Origin of the sequence: Streptomyces sp. ISL-94 (assembly GCF_018614075.1) — a bacterium.
In the GTDB taxonomy this organism is placed as follows: Bacteria; Actinomycetota; Actinomycetes; order Streptomycetales; family Streptomycetaceae; genus Streptomyces.
Window position 1 is genome coordinate 81,091 of the sequence record NZ_JAGGOZ010000029.1, and the last position, 15,136, is coordinate 96,226.

Annotated in this window: 8 protein-coding genes and 1 pseudogene; 7 read left to right on the forward strand and 2 right to left on the reverse strand. The window is 71.3% G+C overall.

The window, feature by feature from the left end:
• Window positions 1-188: 188 nt before the first annotated feature.
• From J7E94_RS11730 to xdhC, 4 genes are all read left to right on the forward strand, one after another.
• A complete protein-coding gene (locus J7E94_RS11730; protein WP_215014728.1) occupies window positions 189-1,373 on the forward strand; it encodes a zinc-dependent alcohol dehydrogenase in 1,185 nt (394 codons plus the stop codon).
• Between the two features lie 623 nt (window positions 1,374-1,996).
• Window positions 1,997-3,472: a xanthine dehydrogenase small subunit gene (locus J7E94_RS11735; protein WP_215014729.1), complete on the forward strand. Its 1,476-nt coding sequence runs from the start codon at window positions 1,997-1,999 to the stop codon at window positions 3,470-3,472.
• On the forward strand, window positions 3,469-5,874 hold the full coding sequence (gene xdhB / locus J7E94_RS11740; RefSeq protein WP_215014730.1) for a xanthine dehydrogenase molybdopterin binding subunit: 2,406 nt from the start codon (window positions 3,469-3,471) through the stop codon (window positions 5,872-5,874). Before J7E94_RS11735 ends, xdhB begins: the two co-directional genes overlap by 4 nt.
• 1 nt (window position 5,875) lies before the next feature.
• Window positions 5,876-6,736 (forward strand): xanthine dehydrogenase accessory protein XdhC, encoded by an 861-nt coding sequence (gene xdhC / locus J7E94_RS11745; protein ID WP_215014857.1) that lies wholly within the window; start codon window positions 5,876-5,878, stop codon window positions 6,734-6,736.
• 322 nt (window positions 6,737-7,058) lie between these two features.
• On the opposite strand, the gene J7E94_RS11750 is transcribed toward xdhC, so the two are convergent.
• Window positions 7,059-8,153: a glutamate--cysteine ligase gene (locus tag J7E94_RS11750; RefSeq protein WP_215014732.1), complete on the reverse strand. Its 1,095-nt coding sequence runs from the start codon at window positions 8,151-8,153 to the stop codon at window positions 7,059-7,061.
• Between the two features lie 273 nt (window positions 8,154-8,426).
• Here J7E94_RS11750 and J7E94_RS11755 point away from each other — a divergent pair, with 273 nt between their 5' ends.
• Complete coding sequence (locus J7E94_RS11755; RefSeq protein WP_215014734.1) at window positions 8,427-10,208, forward strand: N-acetylglutaminylglutamine amidotransferase; 1,782 nt, start codon at window positions 8,427-8,429, stop codon at window positions 10,206-10,208.
• A 269-nt stretch (window positions 10,209-10,477) separates the two neighbouring features.
• Window positions 10,478-12,622, forward strand: a complete 2,145-nt coding sequence (locus J7E94_RS11760) for a prolyl oligopeptidase family serine peptidase (RefSeq protein WP_374224427.1) — start codon at window positions 10,478-10,480, stop codon at window positions 12,620-12,622.
• Window positions 12,623-12,938: 316 nt separating this feature from the next.
• Here the strand turns inward: J7E94_RS11760 and J7E94_RS34430 are convergent.
• Window positions 12,939-13,279: pseudogene (locus J7E94_RS34430) on the reverse strand (amino acid permease); the annotation flags it as partial.
• Between the two features lie 467 nt (window positions 13,280-13,746).
• Between J7E94_RS34430 and J7E94_RS11765 the strand changes: the two are divergent.
• The gene (locus tag J7E94_RS11765) at window positions 13,747-15,132 is read left to right on the forward strand and encodes an MFS transporter (RefSeq protein ID WP_215014738.1); all 1,386 of its coding nucleotides are present in this window, start codon (window positions 13,747-13,749) and stop codon (window positions 15,130-15,132) included.
• Window positions 15,133-15,136: the final 4 nt, after the last annotated feature.

Sequence of the window (15,136 nt, forward strand, 5' to 3'; positions counted from 1 at the left end):
CCGGCGCGGTCCCGGAGGCCCGTCGGCGAACCGCCGTCCAGCTCGGGCTCCGGCCGCGCACCGCCCGCCCTCCGCCGACGATGAAAACGACGGCTGTCCCGGTTCGGCGGCCGCGCCGGGGGCAGGCGCCAAGCGCCGGCAATAGGCAGGCGTGACACCCGAGGCGGAACAGTCGGCAAGGAGATGTCATGAGAGCGCTGACATGGCACGGCAAGCGGGACGTACGCGTCGACACCGTCCCCGATCCGAAGATCCGGGACGGCGAAGACGTGATCGTCAAGGTCACGACCACTGGTCTGTGCGGCTCCGACCTGCACCTCTACGAGGTCCTCGGGGCGTTCCTCGACACCGGGGACATCCTGGGCCACGAGCCCATGGGCGTCGTCGAGGAGGTGGGACCGCAGGTCACCTCCCTCAAGCCGGGGGAACGCGTGGTGATCCCCTTCAACGTCTCGTGCGGCACGTGCTTCATGTGCAAGCAGGGCCTGCAGTCGCAGTGCGAGACGACCCAGGTCCACGAGCACGGCACCGGAGCCTCGCTCTTCGGCTACACGAAGCTCTACGGCCAGGTGCCGGGCGGCCAGGCCGAGTACCTGCGCGTCCCGTTCGGCAACACCCTCCCCATCCGCGTTCCGGAGGGCCCGCCGGACGACCGTTTCGTCTACCTGTCCGACGTCCTGCCCACGGCATGGCAGGCCGTCGAGTACGCCGGCATCCCGCCGGGTGGCAGCGTCGCCGTCCTGGGCCTCGGGCCCATCGGGGACATGAGTACGCGTATCGCCGCCCACCGCGGTGCGGAAACGGTCATCGGCATCGACCTGGTTCCGGAGCGCCTGGAGCGTGCCCGTCGGCGCGGCATCCATACCCTGGACCTCCAGGAGTGCGGCGACGACCTGGCCGACGCCGTCCGAGCGCTCACCGGGGGGCGCGGACCGGACGCGGTCATCGACGCCGTCGGAATGGAGGCCCACGGCAGCCGCATCGCCGCAGCCGTGCAGGGCGTGACCACCTTTCTGCCGGACGCCTTGGCCGCGGCCATGATGAAGCGTGCCGGAATCGACCGGCTCTCCGCCCTCTACACCGCGGTCGACCTCGTCCGCCGGGGCGGCACCATCTCCGTGTCCGGCGTGTACGGGGGCGCGGCCGATCCGCTGCCCTTGCTGACCATGTTCGACAAGCAGCTCCAACTGCGCATGGGGCAGGCGAACGTTCGCCGCTGGGTCGACGACATCCTCCCCCTGCTCACCGACGGCGACCCGCTGGGCGTGGACGACTTCGCCACGCACCGGTTGCCTCTGGAGCAGGCGCCGGACGCGTACGAGATGTTCCAGAAGAAGCGGGACGGGGCCGTGAAGGTCCTCTTCACCCCGTGACCGAAACGTCAGACGTCCAGCCCCGCGACGCCGACGGCGCCCGCAGGCACCGGCACATGGCCCTCCGCGGGCGCGCGCTCAGGCGGACACCGATCAGCCGCTCCGCCGCAAGACTCCGAACGGGTGGTAGACCGCCGGGCCCTGGAGAGCCATCTGATGGACGAGCACGCGGCATTCGGTGGTTCGCACAGCGGAAAACGCCCCCCTTTGTATCTTCGCCGCACGGCAAGGCTGCCGGTCCTCCGTCCGGCATTCTCGGCGGATACAACTGGCCTCTCGACGGCTTGACCGATGGACCTGCGGCAACGTAGCTTCGAGCGCACCGACTCGTGAGCTGATGGAAGGAGGCGAAGTCGGATGTCGACCATCTCCGAACTGCCTCGCCTCGCCCACCAGATCGCCTGGGCCCCGGGTCGTGTAGCACACGGCTGCTGAGCAGCCCCCTTTTCCGGCGTGCCCCATTTGTGGGTGCCGGCACTTTGCGATATCTGTCACCGGCTGCGGCACCTCTTTGCGTGCTGATTCACGCGCCGGGTTCTCGAGCTGCGCCACCCGAAACAGAAAGCTCCCGAAATGGCGACTAGGACAATCAGATCAACCGCGCACCGAAATGAGGATCTGCCATGGTAGCGGCGCGGATCACGGTCAACGGGAAAGAAACACCGATTTCACCGGCTGCACCCCACACCACGGTGCTGGATTTTCTGCGCGAGCGTGGCCTCACCGGCACCAAGGAGGGCTGCGCCGAAGGGGAATGCGGCGCGTGTTCGGTCCTGGTGGCCCGTCCCGGGGTGAACAAGCCCACTGACTGGGTGGCGGTCAACGCCTGCCTGGTCCCGGCCGCGGCGCTCGACGGTCAGGAGATCATCACCTCCGAGGGTCTCGCCACCGCCGGCGAAGCCGGCATGCCGCCCGCGCTGCACCCTGTGCAGGAGGAGATGGCCGTCCGCGGCGGCTCCCAATGCGGTTACTGCACACCGGGGTTCATCTGCAGCATGGCCTCCGAGTACTACCGACCCGACCGCTGCGCGCACGCGGACGCAGACACGGACTCGGCCGACAGCACCGACTCCGAACACGGTCCGAACGGTTTCGACCTGCACGCGCTGAGCGGAAACCTGTGCCGCTGCACCGGTTACCGCCCGATTCGCGATGCCGCTTTCGCCGTCGGCACCCCTACCGAGGACGACCCGCTGGCGCAGCGTCGGGAGCAGTCCCCGCCCGAACCGGTTGCCACTCAATACACCCAGGACGACAGCACGTTCCTGCGGCCGAGCACCCTGGCCGGAGCGCTGCAGCTGCTGCAGGAGCGGCCCGACGCGGTGGTGGTCGCCGGCAGCACCGACTGGGGCGTGGAGGTGAACATCCGCTCCCGCCGGGCGCATTGCGTGGTCGGCATCGACCGGCTGCCCGAACTGCGGGAGCTGCGCGTCGAATCGGACTACATCGAGATCGGGGCGGCGCAGACGCTCACCGAGATCGAACGCCGCCTCGACGGCGGCGTCCCGCTGCTGGCAGAGCTGTTCCCGCAGTTCGCGTCCCGGCTCATCCGCAACAGTGCGACCCTCGGCGGCAACCTCGGGACCGGCTCACCCATCGGTGACAGCCCGCCGGTGCTGCTCGCGCTGGAGGCGTCGGTGGTGCTCGCCGGCGCCGACGGTGAGCGCGAGGTGCCGCTCGCGGACTACTTCACGGGCTACCGGCAGAGCGTGCGCCGTCCCGGTGAGCTGATCCGCGCGGTGCGCATCCCGCTGCCGCTGTCGCCGGTCACGGCCTTCCACAAGATCGCCAAGCGTCGCTTCGACGACATCTCCAGCGTGGCGGTCGCTTTCGCGCTCGACATCGAGGACGGGATCGTCCGCAAGGCACGCATCGGCCTGGGCGGCGTGGCCGCCACCCCGATCCGCGCCCTCGCCGCCGAGGCCGCCCTGGAGGGCAAGCCGTGGGCGGCGGAGACCGTCGAAGCCGCGGCCCAGGTGCTGCAGGCCCAGGGCACGCCGATGAACGATCACCGCGCCAGCGCCGGCTACCGCTCCGCGATGCTCGGCCAGAGCCTGCTGAAGCTGTACGCGCAAACCACCGAGGCGGTGTCGTCATGAGTCATTTGTCCGAGCTCCCCGAGAAGCCTGTCGTCGGCGTTTCAATGCCGCACGAGAGCGCCAACCTGCACGTCACCGGCGCCGCGCTCTACACCGACGACCTGGTCCATCGCACCAAGGACGTGCTGCACGCCTACCCCGTCCAGGTCATGAAGGCCCGCGGCAGGATCACCGCGCTGCGTACCGAGCCCGCGCTCGCCGTGCCGGGTGTGGTCCGCGTGCTGACCGTTGCCGACGTGCCCGGCGTCAACGACGCCGGAATGAAGCACGACGAACCGCTGTTCCCCGACGAGGTCATGTTCCATGGCCACGCCGTCGCCTGGGTGCTCGGTGAGACCCTGGAGGCGGCCCGGCTCGGTGCGGCGGCCGTCGAGGTGGAACTCGACGAACAGCCCTCCCTGATCACGCTGCAGGACGCGATCGCGGCCGAGAGCTTCCACGGCGCCCGGCCCGTGATGCTGACCGGCGATGTCGACGCCGGCTTCGAAGACTCCGCACACGTGTTCACCGGCGAGTTCCAGTTCTCCGATCAGGAGCACTTCTACCTCGAGACGCACGCGGCGCTGGCCCTTGTCGACGAGAACGGGCAGCTGTTCATCCAGAGCAGCACCCAGCACCCTTCGGAGACGCAGGAGATCGTCGCGCACGTGCTCGGCCTGCACAGCCACGAGGTGACCGTGCAGTGCCTGCGGATGGGTGGCGGCTTCGGCGGCAAGGAGATGCAGCCGCACGGGTTCGCGGCCGTCGCCGCGCTCGGCGCCAAGCTGACGGGCCGGCCGGTGCGGGTGCGCCTCAACCGGACCCAGGACCTGACCATGTCCGGTAAGCGCCACGGGTTCCACGCCGAGTGGAAGATCGGCTTCGACGCCGACGGCCGCATCCAGGCCCTGGACGCCACCTTGACCGCGGACGGCGGCTGGAGCCTGGACCTGTCCGAGCCGGTGGTGGCCCGCGCGCTGTGCCACATCGACAACACCTACTGGATTCCCAACGCGCGCGTCGCCGGTCGCATCGCCAAGACCAACAAGGTCTCCAACACCGCCTTCCGCGGCTTCGGCGGACCGCAGGGCATGCTGGTGATCGAGGACATCATGGGCCGGTGCGCGCCGCTGCTCGGCCTGGATCCGATGGAGCTGCGGGAGCGCAACTTCTACCGGCCGGGGCAGGGCCAGACGACGCCGTACGGACAGCCGGTCCCCCAGCCCGAACGGATCTCCACCATCTGGCGGCAGGTTCAGGACGACGCCGGTATCGCCGATCGCAAGCGCGAGATCGCGGCCTTCAACGCCGCGCACCCGCACACCAAGCGGGCGCTCGCGATCACCGGGATCAAGTTCGGGATCTCGTTCAACCTCACCGCCTTCAACCAGGGCGGCGCGCTGGTGCTGGTCTACAAGGACGGCTCGGTCCTGATCAACCACGGCGGCACCGAGATGGGGCAGGGCCTGCACACCAAGATGCTGCAGGTGGCCGCGACCACGCTGGGCATCCCGCTGCACAAGGTGCGGCTGGCCCCGACGCGCACGGACAAGGTGCCCAACACCTCCGCCACCGCCGCCAGTTCCGGGGCGGACCTCAACGGCGCGGCGGTGAAGAACGCCTGCGAGCAGATCCGCGACCGGCTGCTCCAGGTGGCCAGCACCCAGCTGGGCGGGAACGCCTCGGACGTGCGCATCGTCGAGGGCGTCGCGCGGGTCCTGGGCAGCGACAAGGAGCTGGCCTGGGACGACCTGGTGCGCACCGCGTACTTCCAGCGGGTCCAGTTGTCGGCGGCCGGTTTCTACCGGACCGAGGGTCTGCACTGGGACGCGAAGGCGTTCCAGGGCTCGCCGTTCAAGTACTTCTCCTACGGCGCCGCGGCAACCGAGGTCGAGGTGGACGGCTTCACCGGCGCGTACCGGATCCGGCGGGTGGACATCGTGCACGACGTCGGCGACTCCCTCTCCCCGTTGATCGACATCGGTCAGGTCGAGGGTGGGTTCGTGCAGGGCGCGGGCTGGCTGACGCTGGAGGACCTGCGCTGGGACAACGGTGACGGGCCGAACCGCGGCCGGCTGCTGACCCAGGCCGCGAGCACCTACAAGCTGCCGAGCTTCTCGGAGATGCCCGAGGAGTTCAACGTCAGGCTGATGGAGAACGCCACCGAGGAGGGCGCGGTCTACGGGTCGAAGGCGGTGGGTGAGCCTCCGCTGATGCTGGCGTTCTCGGTGCGGGAAGCGCTGCGGCAGGCCGCCGCGGCATTCGGGCCGGCCGGAGTCAGCGTGGAACTGGCCTCTCCCGCGACACCGGAGGCGGTGTACTGGGCGATCGAAGCAGCCCGCGCAAGCGACGTGGAGCACCACGGCCACGCCCGCAACGGCAGCGAGATCCCCGCCGACACAAGCGCTTTGAGCAATGCCTGACATGAACTGGGTGGCCGCGGTCGCGCGGTTGCGAGCCCGCCGGGAACCCGGCGTGCTCGTGACCGTCGCGACCGTGCGCGGCCACGCGCCCCGCCGGGCCGGTGCCAAACTCGTTGTGGGCCAGAGCGAGACCTGGGGTTCCATCGGCGGCGGCAACATCGAGGCCGTCGCCATCGACCGGGCCCGCGAGCTGAACGGCACGCCCGATGCGGAGCCGGAGCTGATGGATTTCGCCCTCAACGACAAGGTCACCGGCCGACACGGCGTGCAGTGCTGCGGCGGTGCCGTCAGCGTCCTGCTCGAACCGCTGCCGGTGGTCCAAGCGGTGGCCGTCTTCGGCGTCGGGCACGTCGGACTGGAGCTGGCACGCATCCTGGCCCGCCACGACCTCGATCTGCACCTGATCGACACCCGCCCCGACATGCTCGCCGACGAACGGCTCGGTGTGCTCGCAGACGCGGTGGCGCAGATCCACGTGCACCACACACCGCTGCTTCCGGAGGAGGTGCTCTCGGAGCTGCCGCCCGGCACCCATGTCCTGATCATGACCCACGATCACGCCGAGGACGCCGCACTGTGCGACGCCGCCTTGCGCACCGCCGGTCTCGGCTCGATCGGATTGATCGGATCGCCCGCCAAATGGGCGCGGTTCCGGCAACGCCTGGCCACCGAGGGCGGCCACGACGCCGCCACCATCGACCGGATCAAGACCCCCATCGGAATGCCCGAGATCACCGGCAAGGAACCCGCCACGATCGCGGTGAGCGTCGCGGCGGACCTGCTCCGGACCTTCGAACAGGACCGCCAGGGGGCGGTGCCGAACGCGGTTGCCCCGGTCCACGAACCCTCCGGTAGGCGCTAGCGCGCCGGGAGTCGCGCCCGCCCGCCCGTCCGCCCGCCGAGCTGTCGGCACAGCCGGTTGCCGGGCGTACGGCCTCGCTCCCACCTCATGGCGAAGTCGCCCCCTGCGCGGCGCCGGCCGTCAGCGCGTCCCGCACAACGGAAAAGCCCGCTCCGGTCCTCAGAGAGGGACGTGGTCGTCGCGACGTCGGCCTGCGGGGATGGGCATCGACAGAGCACTGCGAGGCTCCCGGACGGCCAGGACTGAGGAGACCCGGCGAGAGCACCCGCACGAGGGGTGGACGCCCCTGGTGTCCCGGCCCGGCGGCGCTGTCTTCGGTTCCTCAGGGCGCGGTGCTGCGGGTGGTGATCAGCTCGATCAACGCCGGCAGGCCGCCCTCTGCCATCGCCCGGCGCTGCCGGTCGGCCGGGGTGCCGTCGCGGAGCAGCCGATGGACCAGGGCGGTCACCTCGCGGGTGTCCCCGGCCTCCTCCAGAGCGCGCCGGATGTGTCCCATGAGCCGGGCCACGGCGTCACGGGCGCTCTGCCGCCCGCCTTCGCATCCCACCAGCGGGCCGTCCAGGCCGTACCGGGCAGCCTGCCAGGTCGCGGCATGCAGCAGTTCCTGGGGGCATTGCGGCAACGGCGCCCCGGACTTCGCCTCCTGAACGGCGGTGGCGACGAGCGCCCGTGCGACACCCGTGAACATCACCGCGTCGTCGGCCCGAAGCTGGACGTCGGCGCACCTGATCTCGACGGTCGGGTACTTCTCCGACAGCCTCGCCTGCCAGTACAGCTGCCCCGTGTCCGCGATGACGCCCGATTCCACGAGCGCGGCCGCGCGGCGATCGTAGTCGGCGACACCGGCGAAGACCGGCGTGGGGCCGGTCACCGGCCAGCGTCCGAAGATGACGGTGCGCCAGCTCGCAAAGCCGGTGTCGCGCCCCTCCCACAGGGGGGAGTTCGCCGACATCGCCAGGAGGGTCGGGAGCCAGACGCGGATCCGGTTGAGCACCTCGACGCCCATCTCCCGGTCCGGGACCCCCGCATGGACGTGCATGCCGTTGATCAGCTGCTCGTCCACCAGACGCGGGGCTTGGCCGCGCATCCGCAGGTAGCGCGTTTTGGGCGTGACGGGTACGGGCGCGGCCTCCTTGACCGGCGCGGCCCCCGACAGGGCCGCCCGGCAGCCGGTCCGCTCGGCGGCGGAGCCGATGGCGTGCCGCAGGCGCAGCAGATGGCCTCCGATCTCGCCGAGCCCGGTACAGACCGGCGTGGCGATCTCGACCTGGGCCTGGAGAAGCTCGGTCTGGACTTCGTCCTCCTCGCTGACCGTATCCAGACCAGCGGCGGCGCGCACCGCGGCCATCCGGGGAACCGGGAGCCCGGTGTCCGGATCCACCAGCAGATATTCTTCCTCGACTCCGACAGTGATCACCTGATCGAGTATTCCAGCCGGTGTCTGATGAGCGAGTTCTGCCCCTTCTTGAGAGTGGCGTGCGAACGAAGATCGAGTGCGTGCGCTTAAGGCGCTCGTGCGCGGGCAGCCGCCCAACATGTCGATCGTCTGTCCCGCCCGGGTCGCGGCCGTTCGCGACCCGGCGGGCAGCGCACGGGAGTGGAGATCCATGGTGGAGGAGGCCGGTGCCTGCATGAGACAGGCGCCCGCAGTGCGGCGGTCCCCGGACGCGAGCCGGCTGGGAGGTGCCGCATGTGCGGCCTGAGCGGGGAAGTGCGCTTCGACGGCAGGCGGCCGGACATCGCCGCGGTCGAGCGCATGACCGATGAACTGGAGCAGCGGGGACCGGACGGCAGAGGCGTGTGGTCACAGGGGGCGGTGGCCCTCGGGCACCGCCGACTGAAGATCATCGACCTGTCGGAGAGCGCGGCCCAGCCGATGACCGACCCAGGGCTCGGTATCACGGGCGTCTTCAACGGGTGCATCTACAACTACCGGGACCTGCGCGGACGGCTCGAAGGGCTGGGGCACCGCTTCTTCTCCGGCTCCGACACCGAAGTGCTCCTCAAGGCCTACCGGCAGTGGGGCCCCGCGTGCGTCGAATTCTTCGCCGGAATGTTCGCCTTCGCGATCGTGGAGCACCACACCGGCCGCGTGGTGCTCGGCCGTGACCGGCTCGGCGTCAAGCCGCTGTACGTCACCCAGGACGGCGACCGGCTCCGCTTCGCCTCGTCCCTGCCCGCCCTGCTGGCGGGTGGCGGCGTCGACACGTCCCTCGACCCGGTGGCGCTCCACCAGTACCTGAGCTGGCACGGCACCGTGGCAGCGCCGCGGACCGTACTGTCCGGCGCGCGCAAACTGCCGCAGGCGACCGTCCGCGTCGTCGAGCGCGACGGCACGCACCGCGACCACTGCTACTGGCAGCCGTCGTATACCCGCCGCGCCGAGTTCGACCGCGATCCGGAGCGCTGGCGGGAGGCGGTGTACGAGGCCCTGCGCACGGCCGTGCGGCGCCGCACCGTTTCGGATGTGCCGGTGGGCGTCCTGCTGTCCGGGGGACTGGATTCGAGCCTGATCGTGGCGCTGCTGGCGGAAGAGGGGCAGAGCGACCTCGCGACCTTCGCGATGGGTTTCGAATCGGAGAGCGGGGAGGAGGGGGACGAGTTCCTGTACTCGGACCTGATCGCCAGGCGGTTCTCCACGGACCACCACCAGTTCATGATCCCGTCCGACCGGCTCCCCACCGCCCTGGAGGGGGCGATCGGCGCCATGAGCGAGCCGATGGTCAGCCATGACGCCGTGGCGTTCCACCTGCTGTCGGAGCAGGTCGCCAAGGACGTCAAGGTGGTGCTGTGCGGGCAGGGTGCCGACGAGGTGTTCGCGGGCTACCGCTGGTACCCCAGGATCGCCGCGGCCGCGCGGGCCGACGCGCCGGACGCGTACGCGGAGGCCTACTTCGACCGTACGCACGACGGCGTGACCGCCTTGCTGCATCCGGACGCGGCCCCCGGCCACGATGCCTCGCAGGAGTTCGTACGCGCCCACATGGCGGCCCCGGGCGCGGAGAGCGCACTCGATGCGGCCTTGCGCCTGGACGTCCACATGCTGATGACCGACGACCCGGTCAAACGCGTCGACAACATGACGATGGCCTGGGGCCTGGAGGCCCGGGTGCCCTTCCTCGACCACGAGCTCGTCGAACTGGCCGCCGCCTGCCCGCCGGAATTCAAGCTGGCCCAGGGCGGCAAGGGGGTGCTCAAGGACATCGGCCGGCAGATCCTGCCCCACAAGGTCGTCGACCGCCCCAAGGGCTACTTCCCGGTGCCCGCGGTCCGGCACATGGCCGAACCGGTGCTCAGGCGGGTGCGTGAGGCCCTGACCGCACCGGAGGCGCGCCACCGCGGCCTCTTCGACCAGGGCCGCGTGGCGGAGCTGCTGGCGGACCCCGCCGGGCACCGCACGAACCGCGGGGCCAGCACGTTGTGGCAGGTGGCCTCGCTGGAGATCTGGTTGCAGACCCACGGCATCACATGACACTGAACGGTGAGAGTCCCCGGAAGCCCTCGAAGAGGCCACATGCCCCTGGATCGCTCCGCACGCCAGCACCGCTTCCGGCCCGGCGCAGCGGCGCCGGGCCGGACCGGAGCGGATTGGACGATTCGGTTCCCCGGGCCCCGCGCGACGGGCCCGTGGGGTCATGGGCGCCCGCAGGACACCTCGCCGCGGGCCCCGCGCCGGGATCCGCGTCTCCACCGGACCCCGCGTCGGCTCCCGTCCCCGTCCACCTGGCCGACGCCGGTGCGGTGGACCCGCCGACGGTGCTCAGCGTCCACGGGTGCTGGTACCCGGCGGCCGACCCCACCGGTGACCACGTGGCCTTCATCTGCGACCGGGCCGGTGTGCCGCAGCTGTGGAGCGGACCTGCCGGAGGCGGTGACGAGGCCCACATCCTCGACGCCCGCCCCGATCCGGTGACCGAGGTGTCCTGGTCGCCCGACGGCCGATGGATCGCCTATACCGCGGCGCCGGGAGGCGGCGAGCACACCCGCGTCCTGGTGGTACGTCCGGACGGGACCGGCTGCCGGGTGCTGGCGGGTGCCGAGCCGGGAGCCTCCGCCCACCTGGGCTGCTGGACCCGCGACGGAGCAGCGCTGGCCGTCACGGTCGCCCAGCCGTCCGCGGCGAACGGCGCCCACAGCGGCGCCGGACACCTGCCGCAGGACGCGGGCCCGGCCGGCCCCGGTGGTTTCTCCGGTGAGGTGTGGACGGAACGTGACGGCCACGCGACGCTGCTCCATCCGCCGGCCCGCGGAGCGGGTCCCGGCGCGGGCGGCGCGGCGTACGGGACAGGCCTGCCCGTCCTGGCACCGCCGGCCTCGGGAGCCGCCGCCCACGCGGGAGCAACGAGCGGGGGACCGGCCGGTGGGGCACTGGCCGGCGGAGGACTGCCCGGCGGAGGACTGCCCGACGGAGGACTGGCCGCCTACCTCCTCGACCCGGACGGCATCCGGGCACCCGTCCTGCTCTTCAGTGAAGCGGGGGCCGCCTCCCTGCGCGTGTGCGACGTCGGAGCCGGAGGCCGGTTCGCGCTGCTGCGCCGCGGACCGCGCGGGCGCAGGGAGGCCGTCCTGCTCGACACGTCTTCGGGTCATGCCACGGCCAGGCTGCCGGTCGCCGACGGCGATCCCTGGATCGGCCGGCTCTCCCCCGACTCGCGGGTCCTGTGGCTGCGCAGCGACGCGGACCGCGAGTTCGCCGCCCTCCTCAGGGCCCGGCTGGACCAGGACGGCGCCCTCCAGGAGCTTTCCGTGGCCGCCGAGCGGGAGGAGAGCGCGCTCGACCTGCTGAGCCTTCCCGACCACGGCCGGTGGGCCCTGCTGGCCTGGAACATGCAGGGCGCGAGCGAACTGGAGAGCGTGGGCCTGCCCGCCGCGCATTCGAACGAGCCGGTCGGCCCGCATCACCGCTCGGCCCTGCCGCACGAGGTGGTGACCCGCATGGCCCCGGTCGGGCGCGGCGGCCTGTTCGCCGCCCTGTCCGGCTCCCGGCGCAGGCCGGGTATCTGGGACCTGACCGGAGATTTCGGCCCGGTGCGCACCGGCTGGACCGCGAGCGACGAGGACGCGGCGCCACCAGGCCGGCCCCCGGTCAGCCCGGTTCCGCTGCGGTGCCGCGGCCGCGACGGACTGATGCTCGGCGGCTGGTACTACCGGGCACCGCAACGCGACCCCGGCAGGCCGGTCCCGTGCGTGATCCACCTGCACGGCGGCCCGGAGGAGCAGGAGCGACCGGTGTTCAGCCCGCTCTACCACGAACTGCTGGGCCGGGGCATGGACGTGTTCGCCCCCGATGTCCGCGGCTCGTCCGGCTGGGGACGGTCCTTCGTGGACGCCGACCTCGGGACCGGCCGGTTCGCGGCGATCGACGACGTCGCGGACTGCGCCGCGCACGTGGTCTCCCTCGGGTACGCCGATCCGCTGCGGCTGGCCGTGATGGGCCGCTCGTACGGCGGCTACCTCACCATGGCCTCGCTGGTCTGGCACCCCGGCCTGTTCCGCACCGGCGTCGCCGTCTGCGGCATGTCGGACTTCGCCACGTTCTTCACCGGTACCGAGCCATGGATCGCCCAATCGGCTGCCGCAAAGTACGGCCACCCCGAGCGCGACCGGGACCTGCTGCGCGCCCTCTCCCCGATGAGCCGCATCGACCAGCTGCGTGCGCCCGTACTGGCGGTCCACGGCGAGCACGACACCAACGTGCCCCCGACGGAGTCGGAGCAGTTCGTCCGGGCCGCGCGCGAGCGCGGGGTGCCGGCTGAGCTGCTGACCTTGCGCGACGAGGGCCACGAGTTCCTGCGGGCGGACAACCGCCGCCTGTACCGGCGGGCCGCCGCCGACTGGCTGGAACAACACCTCGGCAGCGGCACGGCCTCCGGGCCTCCTGCATGACCGTCGGGCCGGGATGAACCGGCCGCCCTCCGCGCCGCCGGACCGCCTGTCCATCACGAACCGCGTCCGCGGGTACCGCCGACCGCCGGGGAGGCCGAGGAGACTCAGCGTCCCGGTGCTCGTGCCGAGGCCCTTCTGCGCGCGATCGGCGCCGGTGACGGCGCGTGCGCTCGCCATGACGGCCGGGTCCTCGTGGTGCGGGGGCGCCGGCGGGCCTGGTGCAGTTCCTCGAGCAGGTATCTCGTATGGGCCGACAGCGCTCCGATGGCCGCAGCACGGGACGGATCCGAGCCGGCGGCGTGCGCGGTGAACCGGGCGCCGCGACCGACACGATGCCGGCCGCCGGCATGCAGTAGCCCGTGAGGAACCCCGCCGCGGGGCCGAAGGCCCGCGTGGCGAAGTGCGAGCTCCGCCGGCACGCGGGTATTTTGTGGCGAGCTCCGCGTAGGAAGCGGCGGTCAGGAGTGCCAGGAGCAGCGCCACGACGAGGGGAACCCACACCGCGCCTCCCGACTTGGCGGCCACCTCGCCGATCAGTACGTACACGCCGGCGCCAAGAACGTCTCCGAGGATGAAGAAGTAGAGCAGGCGGGTGGTAAGGACCTTGCGCAGCGGTAGTGGTGCCCTGGTGCCGGAGGGACGGGACATGGGAGTCATCTGTTCTGTCCTCGGGAGGTCTGGGACGGGTCGGGAGGGAACGGGACGGATACCGGTCGCGGCCGGAGCGGCGGACGGCTGCCCTGGGCGGACCCTTAATCTGCTCACCCAAGAAAACGGATCGAAACGGGCATTCGTACCAGCAAGAGCGCCCCGGAGGGGGCCGCCGCAGCCGCGAGGCGGGCTGGCCGGCGGGTCGAACGTCCCGACCTCATCCGAAGGAGCTGTTCGGGGACCAAGAAGAGGTTTCCTCCAGGGAAAGAGGCAGGGGCCTCGGCCGCATTCTCGACGCCCCTTTGTTCCCACCCCTATGAGGCTCTCGGCAGGCGCTCCTAGTGGCGTCATGGGGAGCCCGCACACTCTCCGGCCTCCAAGTGTGGTGGCACCACCCATGTGCGGCTGCCCGGGCGGTTTCTACGGTGTGGCGACACGGAAACGTCCCCGCCCCCCGTCCGGAAGTGGTACTCATGCCCGCCTCGCCCACCGCTCCCCCAGCGCCCGGCAGCATCAAGCGCGTCGTCGCCGCCAGTCTCGTCGGGACCACCATCGAGTGGTACGACTTCTTCCTCTACGGCTCCGCCGCCGCTCTGGTGTTCAACAAGCTGTTCTTCCCGTCCAGTGACCCGCTGGTGGGCACCCTGCTCGCCTTTCTGACCTACGCCGTCGGCTTCGCCGCCCGGCCGCTGGGCGGGATCGTCTTCGGGCACTACGGCGACAGGATCGGCCGCAAGAAGCTCCTGGTGCTGAGCCTGCTGATGATGGGCGGCGCGACCTTCGCGATGGGCCTGCTGCCCACGCACGCCGCCATCGGAGCCGGCGCTCCGGTCCTGCTGACCGTGCTGCGCCTGGTCCAGGGCTTCGCGCTCGGCGGCGAGTGGGGCGGGGCGGTCCTCCTCGTCTCGGAGCACGGCGGGGACAAGCACCGCGGTTTCTGGGCCGCGTGGCCGCAGGCCGGCGCGCCCGGCGGCAACCTGCTCGCCACCGGTGTGCTGGCGCTGCTCGCCGCCGTGCAGTCCGACGCGGCGTTCCTCGCCTGGGGTTGGCGGATCCCGTTCCTGCTCTCCGGCGTGCTGGTCGTGTTCGGCCTGTGGATCCGGCTCTCCGTCTCGGAGTCCCCGGTCTTCCTCGAAGCCCAGCGCAGGGCGGCCGAAGACGCCGCGGCGGGCCTCAAGGAGAAGCCTCCCGTCGTCCAGGTGTTCCGCGACGGCTGGCGCCAGGTGCTCACCGCGATCGGCACCCGGCTGGGCGAGAACATCTCGTACTACATCCTCACCGCCTTCCTGCTCGTCTACGTCACCTCCCACCTCAAACTCCCCAAGAGCGACGCGCTGAACGCCGTATTGATCGGCTCGGCCGTCCACTTCGTCGCCATCCCCCTGTGGGGCGCCCTCTCGGACCGCATCGGCCGCCGCCCGGTCACCCTGATCGGCGCCGTCGGGATGGCCGGCTGGGCCTTCGCCTTCTTCGCCCTGCTCGACACGAGGTCCTTCCCCGTCATCGCCCTCGCGGTCACCATCGGGCTCCTGCTGCACGGTGCGATGTACGGGCCCCAGGCGGCCTTCATCTCCGAGATGTTCGACACCAAGGTCCGCTACTCCGGCGCCTCGATGGGATCCCAGCTCGCCTCCATCATCGGCGGTGCGCTCGCACCGATCATCGCCGTCGAACTCCTCAAGGACTACGGCTCGTCCGTGCCCGTATCGGTCTACCTCTGCCTCGCGGCGGTGGTCACCGCCCTGACCGTCCTGGTGGCCAGGGAGACCCGTGGGCGCGACCTGGCCCAGGACGGTCCGGTCGCCGCCGTACCGGCGCAGGCCCGCGGGCGGCACGACTCCGTTCCGCTCGGCGGCTGAACGG